The organism is Nocardia sp. BMG111209 (assembly GCF_000381925.1).
Classification (GTDB): Bacteria; Actinomycetota; Actinomycetes; order Mycobacteriales; family Mycobacteriaceae; genus Nocardia.
In genome coordinates, this window is sequence record NZ_KB907307.1 from 2,176,106 (window position 1) to 2,190,256 (window position 14,151).

General features: G+C 70.8%; 15 protein-coding genes. 8 read left to right on the top strand and 7 right to left on the bottom strand.

The genetic code is table 11. The annotated features are described in order from the left end of the window. The first annotated feature begins 147 nt into the window (after nucleotides 1–147). From mptB to G361_RS0110010, 3 genes are read left to right on the top strand one after another with little or no spacing between them, the layout of a single operon-like run. Nucleotides 148–1,833, top strand: coding sequence for a polyprenol phosphomannose-dependent alpha 1,6 mannosyltransferase MptB (mptB, locus tag G361_RS0110000; protein ID WP_019926938.1), 1,686 nt, complete (start codon nucleotides 148–150; stop codon nucleotides 1,831–1,833). Continuing rightward, nucleotides 1,830–2,762, top strand: coding sequence for an ABC transporter ATP-binding protein (locus tag G361_RS0110005; RefSeq protein ID WP_026342872.1), 933 nt, complete (start codon nucleotides 1,830–1,832; stop codon nucleotides 2,760–2,762). The genes mptB and G361_RS0110005 overlap by 4 nt, the downstream gene beginning before the upstream one ends. Next, nucleotides 2,759–3,547 (top strand): ABC transporter permease, encoded by a 789-nt coding sequence (locus tag G361_RS0110010; RefSeq protein WP_026342873.1) that lies wholly within the window; start codon nucleotides 2,759–2,761, stop codon nucleotides 3,545–3,547. Before G361_RS0110005 ends, G361_RS0110010 begins: the two co-directional genes overlap by 4 nt. Nucleotides 3,548–3,551: 4 nt before the next feature. Here G361_RS0110010 and G361_RS0110015 read toward each other — a convergent pair whose 3' ends face one another. Continuing rightward, nucleotides 3,552–4,823 (bottom strand): MFS transporter, encoded by a 1,272-nt coding sequence (locus G361_RS0110015; RefSeq protein WP_019926941.1) that lies wholly within the window; start codon nucleotides 4,821–4,823, stop codon nucleotides 3,552–3,554. 434 nt (nucleotides 4,824–5,257) lie between these two features. Here G361_RS0110015 and mug point away from each other — a divergent pair, with 434 nt between their 5' ends. Next, a complete protein-coding gene (gene mug / locus G361_RS0110020; protein ID WP_019926942.1) occupies nucleotides 5,258–5,815 on the top strand; it encodes a G/U mismatch-specific DNA glycosylase in 558 nt (185 codons plus the stop codon). 199 nt (nucleotides 5,816–6,014) lie between these two features. Then, complete coding sequence (locus G361_RS0110025; RefSeq protein ID WP_019926943.1) at nucleotides 6,015–6,989, top strand: heme A synthase; 975 nt, start codon at nucleotides 6,015–6,017, stop codon at nucleotides 6,987–6,989. 210 nt (nucleotides 6,990–7,199) lie between these two features. On the opposite strand, the gene G361_RS0110030 is transcribed toward G361_RS0110025, so the two are convergent. From G361_RS0110030 to G361_RS0110040, 3 genes are read right to left on the bottom strand one after another with little or no spacing between them, the layout of a single operon-like run. Further along, nucleotides 7,200–7,796, bottom strand: a complete 597-nt coding sequence (locus tag G361_RS0110030; protein WP_019926944.1) for a biotin transporter BioY — start codon at nucleotides 7,794–7,796, stop codon at nucleotides 7,200–7,202. Further along, a complete protein-coding gene (locus tag G361_RS0110035; RefSeq protein WP_019926945.1) occupies nucleotides 7,793–8,443 on the bottom strand; it encodes an energy-coupling factor transporter transmembrane protein EcfT in 651 nt (216 codons plus the stop codon). The genes G361_RS0110030 and G361_RS0110035 overlap by 4 nt, the downstream gene beginning before the upstream one ends. Beyond that, complete coding sequence (locus tag G361_RS0110040; RefSeq protein WP_019926946.1) at nucleotides 8,440–9,114, bottom strand: energy-coupling factor ABC transporter ATP-binding protein; 675 nt, start codon at nucleotides 9,112–9,114, stop codon at nucleotides 8,440–8,442. Before G361_RS0110040 ends, G361_RS0110035 begins: the two co-directional genes overlap by 4 nt. Nucleotides 9,115–9,358: 244 nt before the next feature. Here G361_RS0110040 and G361_RS0110045 point away from each other — a divergent pair, with 244 nt between their 5' ends. Continuing rightward, nucleotides 9,359–9,577, top strand: coding sequence for a zinc ribbon domain-containing protein (locus tag G361_RS0110045; RefSeq protein ID WP_026342875.1), 219 nt, complete (start codon nucleotides 9,359–9,361; stop codon nucleotides 9,575–9,577). A 13-nt stretch (nucleotides 9,578–9,590) separates the two neighbouring features. Here G361_RS0110045 and G361_RS0110050 read toward each other — a convergent pair whose 3' ends face one another. Both G361_RS0110050 and G361_RS0110055 read right to left on the bottom strand, forming a co-directional pair. Then, a complete protein-coding gene (locus tag G361_RS0110050; RefSeq protein WP_026342876.1) occupies nucleotides 9,591–10,466 on the bottom strand; it encodes a class I SAM-dependent methyltransferase in 876 nt (291 codons plus the stop codon). A gap of 38 nt (nucleotides 10,467–10,504) precedes the next feature. Further along, the gene (locus tag G361_RS0110055; protein WP_019926949.1) at nucleotides 10,505–10,849 is read right to left on the bottom strand and encodes a hypothetical protein; all 345 of its coding nucleotides are present in this window, start codon (nucleotides 10,847–10,849) and stop codon (nucleotides 10,505–10,507) included. 86 nt (nucleotides 10,850–10,935) lie between these two features. On the opposite strand from G361_RS0110055, the gene G361_RS0110060 reads away from it, so the two are divergent. Beyond that, entirely contained in the window at nucleotides 10,936–11,901 is a 966-nt protein-coding gene (locus G361_RS0110060; RefSeq protein WP_019926950.1) for a quinone oxidoreductase, read from the top strand. Between the two features lie 5 nt (nucleotides 11,902–11,906). Here G361_RS0110060 and G361_RS0110065 read toward each other — a convergent pair whose 3' ends face one another. Beyond that, nucleotides 11,907–12,542: a TetR/AcrR family transcriptional regulator gene (locus tag G361_RS0110065; RefSeq protein ID WP_019926951.1), complete on the bottom strand. Its 636-nt coding sequence runs from the start codon at nucleotides 12,540–12,542 to the stop codon at nucleotides 11,907–11,909. Between the two features lie 85 nt (nucleotides 12,543–12,627). Between G361_RS0110065 and G361_RS0110070 the strand changes: the two genes are divergently transcribed. After that, nucleotides 12,628–14,100 carry an FAD-dependent monooxygenase gene (locus G361_RS0110070; protein ID WP_019926952.1) on the top strand — a complete coding sequence of 491 codons (1,473 nt, stop codon included), beginning with the start codon at nucleotides 12,628–12,630 and terminating at the stop codon, nucleotides 14,098–14,100. Nucleotides 14,101–14,151 lie beyond the last annotated feature (51 nt).

The window sequence follows — 14,151 nt, forward strand, 5'->3', positions numbered from 1 at the left end:
CGGGCGCCCGGCGTCTACCTGCTCATTCGGCAAACCCACGGTTTTCACAACACCAGTGTGGCGGAATTCCTTCCCGCAATCCAGTAAGGGTGACCTGACCCGCTCCCGATGCGCCGAACCGTCACCCCCGGCCACTAGTCTGCTGTCGTGGCATTCGAGGGCGCGCGGCGCAGACTCATCGATGGCGGGCGCCGGGCCCTCGGGCTGGACGTCGCGACCGCCGACCACATCACCCTCGCGTCCTTACATCACGTCGAGGCCGAGGTACCCGAACTCGACCCGCGGGAACTGGCCCAATTCCGGCGGATCCGGCTGCTCGGCGCCACCGGTACGGTGCTGATCGCGATCAGCGCGCTGGGCGTCGCCGCGCAGCCGGTGTTGCAGAATCCGGTGTCCGGCGTCCGAGTGATCGGCGTGTTCGCGCGCTGGCAGACCTCCTCACTGGCGCTGTCGATGATCGGCACCGTGCTGGTGGTCATGGCGTGGCTGCTGCTGGGCCGGTTCGCCGTCGGCGGATTCGGCGCGCAGCCGCTGCACCGGCTGACCCGCTCGCAGCTGGACCGGACGCTGCTGCTGTGGATCCTGCCGCTGTCGGTCGCGCCGCCGCTGTACTCCACGGACGTGTACTCCTACCTCGCGCAGAGCGAGATCGCCCGGCGCGGGATGGACCCGTACGTGGTCGGCCCGGCCAGCGGCCTCGGCGTCGGCAACATCCTGACCATGAACGTGCCGAACATCTGGCGCGAGACGCCCGCGCCGTACGGGCCGCTGATCCTCTGGATCGGCCGCGGCATCGCCCAGATCACCGGGGACAACATCATTTTCGGGGTCTGGGCGCATCGGCTGCTGGCGCTCGGCGGGGTCGCGCTGATCGTGTGGGCGCTGCCGCGGCTGTCGCGGCGCTGCGGCGTGGCGCCGGTGAGCGCGCTGTGGCTCGGCGCGGCCAATCCGCTGGTGCTGTTCCATCTGGTCGCGGGTGTGCACAACGACGCGCTGATGCTCGGGCTGATGCTCGCGGGTATCGAATTCTGCCTGCGCGGTATCCGGGATCGGCCCGGACCCTTCGATCGCCGGGCCTGGGGGCTGCTGATATTCGGGGTGGTGGTGATCACCCTGTCGTCGACGGTGAAGTTCACCGGGATCATCGCGCTGGGCTTCGTCGGCATGGCCCTGGCCCGGCGCTGGGGTCCGGGCCTGCGGCCGGTGCTCGCCTCGGCCGCGACCCTCGGCGGGCTCGCGGTCGCCACCACGCTGTTCGTCAGTCTGGCCAGCGGTCTCGGCTTCGGCTGGATCTACACGCTCAACACCGCCGGCGCGGTGCGCAGCTGGATGTCGCTGCCGACCGCGATCGGGATCATCACCGGATTCGGTGGCGTGCTGCTGGGGCTCGGCGATCACACCACGGCGCTGCTGTTCATCACCCGGCCGATCGCGGGCGCGGTCGCCGCCTTCGTGACGTTGCGGATGCTCATCGCGACCTGGACCGGGCGGTTGCCCGCGGTGGGTGCGCTCGGCGTCTCGCTCGCGGCGATCGTGCTGCTGTTCCCGGTGGTGCAGCCGTGGTATCTGCTGTGGGCGATCGTGCCGCTGGCCGCGTGGGCCACCACCAAGGCGTTCCGGGTGCCGGCGGTCGCGTTCTCGGCGGTGGTCAGCGTGATGCTGATGCCGCGCGGCGCCGACTACGGCGTCTTCCAGATCATCGAGGCGGCGGTCGCGGTGGTCATCGTGTCGCTGGCGTTCATCGTGTGGACGCGAAACCGGTTGCCGTGGCGCGCGACTCCGGGGGTGTCTGCTCCGTCACAGCAGCCCGCGACATACGGTGTGGGCTCGTGAGTGTTGCTTCGCATCCGGCCGTGCGCATCGACGCCGTCGTGAAACGCTTCGGCGACACCACCGCGGTCGACGGCATCAGCTTCGAGGTGCAGCGGGCCGAGGTGCTCGCGCTGCTGGGCCCCAACGGCGCGGGCAAGACCACCACCGTCGAGATGTGCGAGGGCTTCCGCTCCCCCGACGGCGGCAGTGTGCGGGTGCTCGGCCTGGATCCGATCGCCGACTCCGGCCGGTTGCGGCCCCGGATCGGCGTCATGTTGCAGGGCGGCGGCGCGTATCCCGGCTCCCGGGCCGGTGAGATGCTCGACCTGGTGGCGGCCTATGCCGCCGACCCGCTGGATCCGGACTGGCTGCTGGCCACCCTCGGCCTCCAGGACGCGCGCCGCACCCCCTACCGCCGGCTGTCCGGCGGGCAGCAGCAGCGGCTGTCCCTGGCCTGCGCGCTGGTCGGGCGGCCCGAACTGGTGTTCCTCGACGAGCCGACCGCCGGCATGGACGCCCAGGCGCGGCATCTGGTGTGGGAGCTGATCGACGCGCTGCGCCGCGACGGGGTGAGCGTGCTGCTCACCACCCATCTGATGGACGAGGCCGAGCAGCTCGCCGACCGGCTGGTCATCATCGACCACGGCCGGGTGGTGGCCGCCGGCACCCCGGCCGAGGTGACCTCCGCCGGCGCCGAGGGACAGCTGCGCTTCACCGCGCCACCGAAACTCACCCTCGATCTGCTGGAAGCCGCACTGCCCGAAGGGTTCTCGCCACGGGAGACCTCGCCGGGCGCCTACCTGCTGGAGGGTGACATCACCCCGCAGGTGCTCGCGACCGTGACCGCCTGGTGTGCGCGAATCGACGTGCTGCCCAGCGATATTCGCATCGACCAGCGCCGCCTCGAGGATGTCTTCCTCGAACTGACCGGACGGGAGTTGCGGAGTTGACCGACGCAGCAGCACGTTTCGCACCCGGCACCTTCCGCCCGGACCCGCGTCCGGCGACGCGGACGGCGATGCTGGCCGCGCAGACGCGCATGGAGCTGATCCTGTTGCTGCGCAACGGGGAACAGCTGCTGCTGACCATGTTCATCCCGATCACGCTGCTGATCGGGCTCACCCTGCTGCCCCTGAGCGGCAGCCTCGGTTCCCATCATCGGGTGGACCGGATCGTGCCCGCGGTGATGATGCTCGCCATCATGTCGACCGGATTCACCGGGCAGGCCATCGCGGTCGGCTTCGACCGCCGCTACGGCGCGCTGAAACGCTTGGGCGCCACCGCATTACCGCGCTGGGGCATCGTCGGCGGCAAATGCGCGGCGGTGCTGATCGTGGTCGTCCTGCAATCGGTGCTGCTGGGGCTGATCGGGGTCGCGCTGGGCTGGCGGCCGCCGATCACCGGTCTGTTGTTCGGCGCGGTCGTGATCGCGCTGGGCACGGCCACGTTCACCGCGCTGGGCCTGCTGCTCGGCGGCACCCTGAAGGCCGAGGTCGTGCTGGCGCTGGCCAACATCCTGTGGTTCGTGCTGCTCGGCGTGGGCAGCCTGGTGGTGACCGCGGACAACATGCCCTCCGCGGTCACCGTGATCGCCCGGCTGATCCCCTCCGGCGCGCTGGCCCAGGCCCTGGATCAGGCGCTGCACACCAGCGTGGACTGGTACGGGCTGGTCGTGCTGGTGGTGTGGGGTGCGGGCGCCGGATATCTGGCGACCCGCTGGTTCCGCTTCGACTGACCCGTCAGGTCTGCTGCGGGACCGTTCCCGGCGGTACCAGCACCACGTGCGCCTCGGCGGGTTCGCGGCGATCCGCCCAGCGCGTGGTGGCGACCGTGATCGACAGCAGCAGCATGACGTACACGGTGAGCAGCACCGGATGGTCCACGGTCAGTTGCTTGAGCATCGGCATCGTGCCGCCGAAGAGGGTGACGGTGGCCGTGTACGGCAGCGCCTCGGCGGTAACCCGATAGCGGGCCGGTACCAGCCCGGCCAGCACCGCCGGCATGGTGGCGACCATCGCGGCCATGATCAGATGGCCCACCACGACGACGACCCAGTAGCCCGGCACACCACCGTGATCCAGGCAGAACACCAGCGGGCCGATCGCGAACGTCATCACCAGCGCCGCCGACGACAGCAGCCGCGCACAGCCGATCCGGTCGCCGAGCCGGCCGAACATCGGGATCGCGACCACGTTCGCCAGTGACGACACGGTGGTGGCGAGCAGTACCTGGGTGTCGTCCAGATGCAGGATGCCGATCGCGTACGCGGTCGGTACCGCCGACCAGAGGTAGAAGGACGCCGCCGCGCCGATGGTCACGCCGGCGACGGACAACATCGGCACGGCCAGCGATCGCCGGGCGGCCCACCACGAATACGCCTGGTGCCGCCGCAGTTCGAATTCACTCGACTCGGCCAGCCCGCCGCGCAGCGCCGCGAACAGCATCGACGCCAGCGCTCCCACCAGGAACGGGACGCGCCAGCCACCGGCGGCCATGGCGTCCGCCCCGAGTCCCAGCACCAGGCCGAGGACCAGCAGGTTGGCGACGATCGCGCCGATACAGGCGGCGGTCGCCAGCAGGGCCGCGCCGGCGCCGCGGCGCTGCCGGGGAGTCATCTCGTACATGTAGCTGTGGCCGAGCGGCGTCTCGCCGCCGAACGAGAATCCCAGCAGGGTCCGCCAGAACAGCACCAGGATCGGGGCGGCCACCCCGATGGACGTGCCCGACGGCGTCAGCGCCATCCCGAGTGCCGCGATCCCGGCGCCGGCCAGGCACAGCCGCATCGCGGGCTTGCGGCCGCGGGTGTCGGCGTACCGGCCGAGCGCCAGGCCGCCGAGCGGACGGGTGAGGAATCCGGCCGCGAACACCGCGAAGCCGGAGAACAGCGCGTGCTGCGCGTCACCGCCGAAGAACGACGGTCCGAAGTAGCAGAGCAACAGCGGATACAACCCCCAGTCGTACGCCTCCAGACCGAAACCGGCACATACGGCGAGCAGTCGAATCCGAGACATCGGGCCACCCTTCTACGAGGGACGCCACCTCCCGCACGCGGCGCCGGACGAGGGAACGAGGGTCGGACGGCTGCGCCGAACCACGCGCAGCGGTGGACGTCGGAAAGAGGTGGATGCGCCGCCGGTGGCCATCCGGGCGCGGGGTCGTGAGCGAAGACTCGGTCACCGATTCCGTTACGCTAGCGAAGGACCCGTCAGCTATTTCATGGCAATACACCTATGTTCATCGACCCGTGATCAACCCGATATGCGACGCGGCCGATCACACGGGGCCTTGTTGGGCAAAGATGCGGCGGCGCAGGGTAATTACGTGCGATCGGCGGCACGGCGGATCGCCACCCATTCGGACATCGGATCAAAACAGCAACCTTTCAGCGATCGATCCGATTCGACCCGGCCCGCCGACCGGCCGAGGTGCTCGGCAGACTGGTCGAATGCCTTCCGCTCGACCGACCGCGGACCAGCTCGCCGCGGCGACCTCGGCCACGCTCACCGATGTGATCGCGCCGGATCTGCGCGTGCTGTTCTGCGGGATCAACCCCGGGCTGTGGTCGGGCGCCACCGGTCACCACTTCGCGCGACCCGGCAACCGGTTCTGGCCCGCGCTGCACCGGTCCGGCTTCACGCCGCGTCAGCTGAGTCCGGACGAGCAGAGCGAACTGCTCGAGTACGGTCTCGGCATCACGAACGTCGTGGCGCGCACCACCGCCCGCGCCGACGAGCTGACCGCCGCGGAGTTCCGGGAGGGCGGCCGCGCGCTGGTCGAGCGCGTCACCCGGTACCGGCCGCGCACCCTCGCGGTACTCGGGCTGGGCGCCTACCGGACCGCGTTCGGACGGCCGCGCACCACCGTCGGCCGCCAGGCCGAATCCATCGGCGATACCGAGGTCTGGGTACTGCCCAACCCGAGCGGCCTCAACGCGCACTACACCCCCGCGGCCCTCGCCGACGAATTCCGCATCCTCCGCGAGGCGGTCGGACACCCGGCCTGACGGCACCGTTTCTGCACTCGCTGCACCTCTGCATCGACGGCTCTTCGGACGACGACGCGACCCCGTTTCCGCACCTCGAGGCCGCCACGCCGCCGAGATCCGGCGCGGCACACCTCGCGAGATGGCACACGATGCAATGAACGACGGCGCGTAGTAGGCCGCGTGCGGGACGGGCGGTGCGCCGGACTACCATCGTCACGTGCTGTCACGCGCCCTCTTGCGAATCGTCGACCTGCTGCCGCTGCCGTCGCTGCGGGTGCAGCGGATCCTCGCCGCGTTCGCCGTGCTGACCCAGGCCGGGATCTCCGTGACCGGGGCCATCGTGCGGGTGACCTCGTCCGGGCTCGGCTGCCCGACCTGGCCGCAGTGCTTCCCGGGCAGCTTCACCCCGGTACCGCACGCCGAGGTGCCGTTCTGGCATCAGACCGTCGAATTCTCCAACCGGCTGCTGACCTTCGCGGTGACGCTGTCCGCGGCGCTGGTCGTGCTCGCGGTGATCCGCGCGCGACGGCGGCGCGAGGTGATCGGGTACGCGTGGCTGATGCCGGGTGGCACCGTGCTGCAGGCGGTCATCGGCGGGATCACCGTGCGCACCGGCCTGTTGTGGTGGACGGTCTCGATCCATCTGCTCGTCTCGATGCTGATGGTGTGGCTGGCGACGCTGCTGTACGCGAAGGTCGGCGAGCCGGACGACGGCGTCGACGTGCCACAGGTCCCGAATCCGCTGCGGTGGCTCACCGCGCTCAGCGCCGTCCTGCTGGCCGGGGTGCTGGTGGCGGGCACCCTGGTGACCGGCGCCGGGCCGCACGCCGGGGACAAGAGCGCCGACAAGCCGGTCGCCCGTCTCCAGGTGGAGATCGTGACGCTGGTGCACGCGCACGCCGAATTGCTGGTCGCCTACCTGTGCCTGCTGATCGGCCTCGGTTTCGGCCTGGCCGCGGTCGGCACGACACGGGCGATCCGCACCCGCCTCGCCGTGCTGATCGCCCTGGTCTGCGCGCAGGGTCTGATCGGTCTCGTCCAGTACTTCACCCACGTGCCCGCGGCTCTGGTCGCCTGCCACGTCGGCGGCGCGGCGGCCTGCACCGCCGCCACCGCGGCGGTCTGGTCGGCCATGCGGACCAGAGAGCTGGTCGCCGCTCCGGCCGCCACTCCCGTCGCGCACCCGGCCTGATCCGCACGGATCGGGCTCCGCTGCCGGACCGGTATTCCGCGGCGGGCACATCCCGCCCGGCCTACCGGCCGATTCTGCGACCGGCCGGGTCACGCCTGCCGGAACGCCTCGGGTCGGCCCGGTCAGCGGCCTCACGCCACGATGCCGTCCGGACGACATCCCTCGATACCGTCCGGACGGACGGATCCGAGGACGCCTGTCGAGGGACGGCTAGCGCGGTGCTCCGGCCGTCTGCTTGCGGGCCGGCAGCACGCGGTAGGAGCGGAGGACGCCGTCCGCGACCAGGGCCACGATCACGGTCTTGAGCAGGTCGCCGGGGACGAAGACCATGCCGGAGCTGAATGCCTTGTGCAGTGGGATGCCGGTGTTCGCCGACAGCCACGGGATGCCCACCGCGTACACCACGGCGATTCCGCCGACGACGGCCGCGAGGAACAGGGCCACGATCCGCAGCCATCGGGTGGTGAGCCGCCACGCCCAGAGCTGGGCGATCAGGCCGGTCACCAGCGCGCCGGGCAGCCAGCCGATCAGGTAGCCGGCCGTGGGTCCGGCGAATACGCCGAGTCCGCCGCGGCCGCCGGACAGCACCGGCAGCCCGGCCGCGGTCAGCAACGCCACCAGCGCGCAGGCCAGCATGCCGCGCACCGAGCCGAGGATCGCTCCGGCGAGCATCACGCCGAGGGTCTGCAGGGTGATCGGCACCGCGATGAAGCCGACGCTGACCGGCGGGATCAGGCCCAGGGCGACGATGATCGCCGCGAACAGCGCGACGAGCACGACATCCCGGGTGGCGACGCGGTCGGTCACGATATCTCCTCGGAACGGCCGGCCCCGGCACGCCGGGGCGGGGGTGGGGGTGGGTAACCGCGCGCGTCGACGGCCGCGGCCACGTCGTCGGCGGATTTCAGGGTGCGGACCAGCAGCGGCACCAGCAGCGCGATCGGATTCGCGTGCAGGCCGCGCGCGCGTTGCGCCTCCCGGATGTCGAGAAAATGCCGGTGCACCTCGGGCACGAAGCGCAGCACCAGCGCGATGCTCAGGCCGATTCGCTCGGTGTCGCGCACGCCGACGTAGCGCAGCGTGCCGGCCAGTCGTTCGAACAGGTCGAGTACCCGCATCGGCGGTGTGGTCATGGTGACCGCCAGCGCGAGCAGCAGTACCGCGAGCAGCCGCAGCAGCGACAGCAGCGCGGTGTGCAGGTCCTGCAGGACGACAGTGAGTGCGAAGAAGCAGCCCAGCATCCACAGCAGCGGGGTCAGCCGGGCCCGCAACACTCGCCACGGCACCCGGCACGACAGCAGGATCAGCAGTACGACGACGGTCACCGCACCCGAGACCGGGAGGGAGTCGACCAGGAACAGGCCGATGCCGACGACGAACAGCATCGCGAATTTCGGCCCGGCCGGCAGTCGATGCGCGATCGTCGTCCCGGGCACGTACAGCCCGGTGTTCACGAACAGTGCTCCCGGTACCAGCCGATCGCGTCGGCGGGCGAGCCGTCGCGGGCGATCGTGCCCTCGTGCACGACCAGCACCCGGTCGTAGCCGGCGAGCAGGTCGAGATCGTGGGTGACGACGATCGCGGCCTGCGGCATGGCGTCGATGGCGGTCCGCAGCCGGTTGCGGTTGCGCAGATCCAGCATGGTGGTGGGCTCGTCGAACACCACCAGTTCGGGTTGCATCACCAGCACCGACGCCAACGCGACCAGTTGTTTCTCGCCGCCGCTGAGCGAATGACTCTGCCGCTCGGCCAGGCCGGCGATGCCGTATTCGGCCAGCGCCGCGCGCACCCGGTCCGGGATCTCCTTGCGCGGCAGGCCGAGGTTCTTCAGGCCGAACGCCATATCCTCCGCGACGATCGGGAAGACGATCTGATTGTCCGGATTCTGGAAGACGAAGCCGACCTTGGCCCGGACCTTCCGGCCCGCGCCGCGGGTGTCGAGCCCGTCCACCCGCACGGTGCCGGTATCCGGCAGCACCAGGCCGTTGAGCAGCCGGGCCAGGGTGCTCTTACCGGATCCGTTCTGCCCGATGACGCCGATGCGCCGTTCCGTCAGCCGCAGGTCGACGCCGCTCAGCACGCGGTGACCGTCGTACCCGACGGTCACGTCCGCCAGTTCGATCACCGGGACAGGCCACCACTGGGCGCGCCGGACGGTCGGACGGACAGGTACATGCGGGCATTTCCTTCATCGGGGACCGGCCGGGCTCCGCCGCGCGGATTGCGGTGCGGCACAGCGCCATTCGGTGAACAACCGGTATATCATACCTGTCGGTCCGTTGATGCCGGAGACCGCCCCGCCGGATCGGTGCCACGTACGGCCGGATCCACGGTTTCGCGACCGGGCCGCCGGCGGCGATAATCCTGTCATGCCGACCTATGCCTACCGCTGCCGCGAATGCACCGAGACCTTCGAACTGCGACGGCCGATGAGCGAGGCCGGCGCGCCCGCGGCCTGCCCGGACGGTCACAGCGACACCGTCAAGCTCCTGACCACCTTCGCCCTCACCGGGTCGGCGGGCGCACCGGCGGTCGCCGCCCCCGCACCCACCGGCGGCGGCTGTTGCGGAGGCGGCTGCTGCGCCTGATCGGCCCGCCGCGTCACGCCCGGTCGGCGACGACGACGCGACTGTCGCCGACGAACCGGGAGCGTGAGGCGGGGATCCCGAGGGTGCGCGAGGCCTCGTACAAGTCGTGATCGGCGGTGACGGTCCAGCCGTGACCGGCGAGGATCGCGGCCATCTCGCCGGTGGTCCAGGTCGAGATGTGCGGCTCGTTCGCGAGCGGGTCGCGGTCGCCGGAGAGCATGCTGTAGACGCGCATGCCGAGCCGGCCGATCGCGGCCAGTCGTGAGGGCAGCGGATAGGTCGCGATCAGCCGGCTGCCCGGCGCGGAGCACGCGGCCACCGCGCTCAGTGTCGAATCCACTTGCGCCGCGGTGAGATACGGCAGGACACCCTCCCAGATCCAGGTCGTGGCAGTGTCGGTGCGGTGCCCGGCGGCGGCGAGGGCCGGACCGAGCTCGTCCCGGCCGAATTCGACCGGCACCCAGCACAATTCCTTCGCGACGGGGGTGAGGTCACCGGCACGCTCGCGCTTGTCCTGTTGGGAGGCGGGCTGATCCACCTCGTACACGACGACGTCGTCGAGATCGGGGAGGCGCCAGGCGCGGCCGTCGAGGCCCGCGCCGAGGATCACCAGTTGCGGGGTGTGCCGGTCCCCGATCGCGTCATCGATCAGCACGGTGCGGGTGGCCAGCACCGCCGCGGTGGCGTTGAGCATCTCGTATTCCATGCGGGGGCGCATAGCCTGTGGGACCGTTCCGGTCCGCGCGCGCTCCACGGCCGCGCGCTCGTCGTCGAGCAGAAATCGCTGCGCCACCGGATCACCGAACCGGCCGACCGCCAATCGGCCGTCGGCCACCGCACGCCCCTGACACACCAGTACCGCGGTACGACTCGCTTGCTTCTCCGTCATGTCCGCCCATTATGGTCGGCCGGCGAGCGGCGAGCAGCTCAACGCTCGTTGCGCGCCTTGGGGAATCGGCTCTGCCGGGCGACCCACGCAGCCATCCGGGCCCAGTGCCCGCGCGCCGGGGTGGCCTTGGCGCTGAGCTCGCGGCCCCACTCCTCGGTCTCGGTGACCTCCGGGACCGCGGCGACGAGCGCCTTCGCCTCGGCGAGATCGGCGGCGAACTGATCACCGAGGACGCCGTCCGCGCCGACCAGGGTGACCCGGACACCGATCCGGCCGGTCGGCTGCAGGACGGCCGTGGCCGAACCGCCGTGCTCGGCGACGAACTTGCGCAGCGCGGCGACGGTGGCGGACGACGGCTTCGCGCGAGCCTCGGTAGCAGTCATGGGCCGAAGTTTACCAACGGGTAATCGGCGTCCACACCGCGCGGGCGCCACGGCGACCGGAGTCCCCAGGTGTACAAATAGGACTCATGCGTGCCATCCAGGTATCCGAACAGGGCGGTCCCGAGGTTCTCGAATACGTCGAGGTGCCCGATCCGGAGCCGGGCCCGGGGCAGCTGCTGGTCGAGCTCGAGGCGGCCGGCGTGAACTTCATCGATACCTACATCCGCACCGGGATCTATCCGCAGCAGGTGCCCTATGTTCCGGGCGCCGAGGGCAGCGGCGTGGTGGCCGGGATCGGTTCCGGCGTCACCGGATTCGCGGTCGGCGACCGGGTGGCGTGGGCATCGGCGCCGGGGAGCTACGCGGAGCGGGTCGTGGTCGCCGCGGAGGTGGCGATCCCGGTGCCCGCGGGGGTCGACGGCCCGATCGCGGCTTCCGCTCTGCTGCAAGGGATGACGGCGCACTATCTGTGCGAGTCGCTCTACCGGCCGGAGCCCGGCGAGTCCGTGCTGGTGCACGCCGGGGCCGGCGGCGTCGGCCTCATCCTCACCCAGTTGTTGGCCGTGCGCGGGGTCCGGGTGATCACCACCGTCTCGAGCGACGAGAAGGAGACGCTGTCGCGGCACGCCGGGGCGGCCGAGGTGCTGCGGTACGGCGACGATCTGGCGGCCCGGGTGCGCGCGCTGACCGACGGCGAGGGGGTCGCGGCGGTCTACGACGGCGTGGGCGCCTCCACGTTCGACGCCAGCCTCGATTCGCTGCGCATCCGGGGCATGCTCGCGCTGTTCGGCGCGGCCAGCGGGCCGGTGCCGCCGATCGATCCGCAGCGCCTCAACCGGGGCGGCTCGCTGTTCCTGACCCGCCCGACACTGGTCCACTACACCCGCACCCGCGACGAATTGCTCTGGCGCGCAGGCGATATCTTCGACGCGTTGGCGGCGGGCGGGCTGCGGATCCGGATCGGCGCCGAATATCCGCTGGCGGACGCCGCACAGGCGCATCGCGATCTGGAGGCCCGTCGGACCACGGGCTCGATCGTGTTGCTGCCCTGAGCGTTTCAGTAGTCGCGGCCGGTGAGGCCGCGGTAGAAGAACCGGGTCAGGTCCTCGATCGCCTGTTCGTCGGTGAACTCCAGCGTGCCCTCGCGGGTCGCCTGGAGCAGGCCCTCGATGGCGGCGAACATCATGGTCAGCCCGGCCTCGGGCGAGGTCGGCAGCCGTAGTCCCGCTGCGGGCACGTAGGCCATGTGATCGAGGATGTCGGTGCGCTGACCGACGGCGAACTGCCGCATGATCGCCGCGAACTCGTCGTTCACCAGCGCCGCCTGGCTCATCGCGCGCAGCACCGGCCAGTTGCGGCGGGAGAACCGCCAGTACGCCTCGACGTGGTAGCGGATCGCGTCCGGATCGGTGAAGTCCTCCTTGTGCTCGGGCCGTGCGGCGTCCGCGTCCCCTTCGGCGGCGAGGTCGTCCAGCAGCGCACGCAGGAGGTCCTCCTTGCTCGCGAAGTGGTTGTAGAACGACCCGGCGGCCCGGCCCGCGGCGGCGGTGATGTCGGTGATCTTGGTGTTCAGATAGCCGCGTTCGGCGAACACCTCGCGCGCGGCATCCTTCAGCGCCTGCTCGGTCTCGGCCGACCGCTCCTTGCGGCGCCCGCGCCGGTCGCCACCCGCCTCCGCATCCGCGTGGGTCATCACCACCTCCTTGACAGCGGAGAGTAGCAACCAACATACTGAATTAACATTCACTGAATACAAATTCATTGCTGGAGGCACGGATATGTCACCCCAGGTCCTCATCGCCGGCGGCGGTCCCACCGGTGTCACGCTCGCCGTCGACCTCGCCCGCCGGGGCGTCGCGGTCCGCATCGTGGACCGCGCCGAGACGTTCTTCCAGGGCTCCCGCGGCGACGGGATCCAGCCCCGCACCCTCGAGGTGTTCGACGACCTGGGCGTACTCGACGCGGTGCTCGCCGCCGGTTCGAACCAGGCGCTGATGCGGGCCTATCTGGGCGGGCAGTTCGCCGGGGAGCAGCGGATGAGCGATCTGCGCGAGCCCACTCCGGCTGTGCCGTACCCGAATCCGTGGGTGCTCGGCCAGTCCGGCACCGAACGGATCCTGCGCGACCGGCTCGGCGAATACGGTGTCGTAGTCGAATTGTCCACGGCCGTCACCGGTTTCACCCAGGACGCGGACGGGGTGACGGTCGGGCTGGTCGGGCCGGACGGACCGGCCACCGTACGCGCCGACTACCTCGTCGGCGCCGACGGCGGCGGCAGCACCGTCCGCAAGGCGCTCGGCATCCCGTTCGAGGGTGAGACCGACGAATCCCTGCGCATCCTGCTCGGCGACCTCACCGCCGACGGACTGGATCACGACTACGGCTACTGGTTCGCCGAACCGGACGCGTTGACGGCCGGTATCGGCATGAGCCCGCTGCCGGGCGGGCAGTTGTTCCAATTCTTCGCTCCCCTGGCCGATTCCGTCGAACCGACCCGGGATGGATTGCAGCAGTTCCTGAATCGACTCTCGCATCGCGACGACATCGTGCTGGGCGAACCGGTGTGGTCGACGATCTGGCGGCCGAACATCCGTCTGGCGCAGCGCTTCCGGGTGGGGCGGGTGTTCCTCGCCGGGGATGCCGCGCACGTGCATCCGCCGACCGGCGGGCAGGGCATGAACACCGGCATCCAGGACGCGTACAACCTGGGCTGGAAGCTGGCCGCCGCCCTCGGTGGCGATCCCGGCCCCCTGGACAGTTACGAGCCGGAGCGGCGCACGGTCGCCGCCCGGGTACTGGGGATCGCCACCGGCCTGCTCGAAAAGGCCGTTGCCGGAGACGAAGACGCGATGCGCCGCGGCACCGAGACCCATCAACTCGACATCACCTACCGGGCTCCGGACGCCGACGGCGAATCGGTCGCGGGCGACCGCGCTCCGGACGCGCCGTTGCGCGGCGCCGACGGGTCCGAGTTGCGCCTGTTCGACCTGTTCCGCGGGCCGCACGCCACCCTGCTGGTCTTCGGCGCACCGGCCGAGATCCCGGCGGATCCCGGCGTCCGAGCGTTCTCGATCGGGTCCGCCACGGACCCGAATACCGATGGCCGCCTGGTTGCGGTGGACGATCACGCATTCGCCGCCTATGCCGCCGGCGCCGGCACCCGGGTCCTGGTGCGGCCCGACGGACATATCGCGTGGCGTACCGACGCACCCGTGACATCGCCTGCCGCACATCCCCATCCGGTCGGATGAGCCGGCGGCGTGCGGCGCCGCGCACCCCGGTCCCCGGCCGGATGTGTTGCG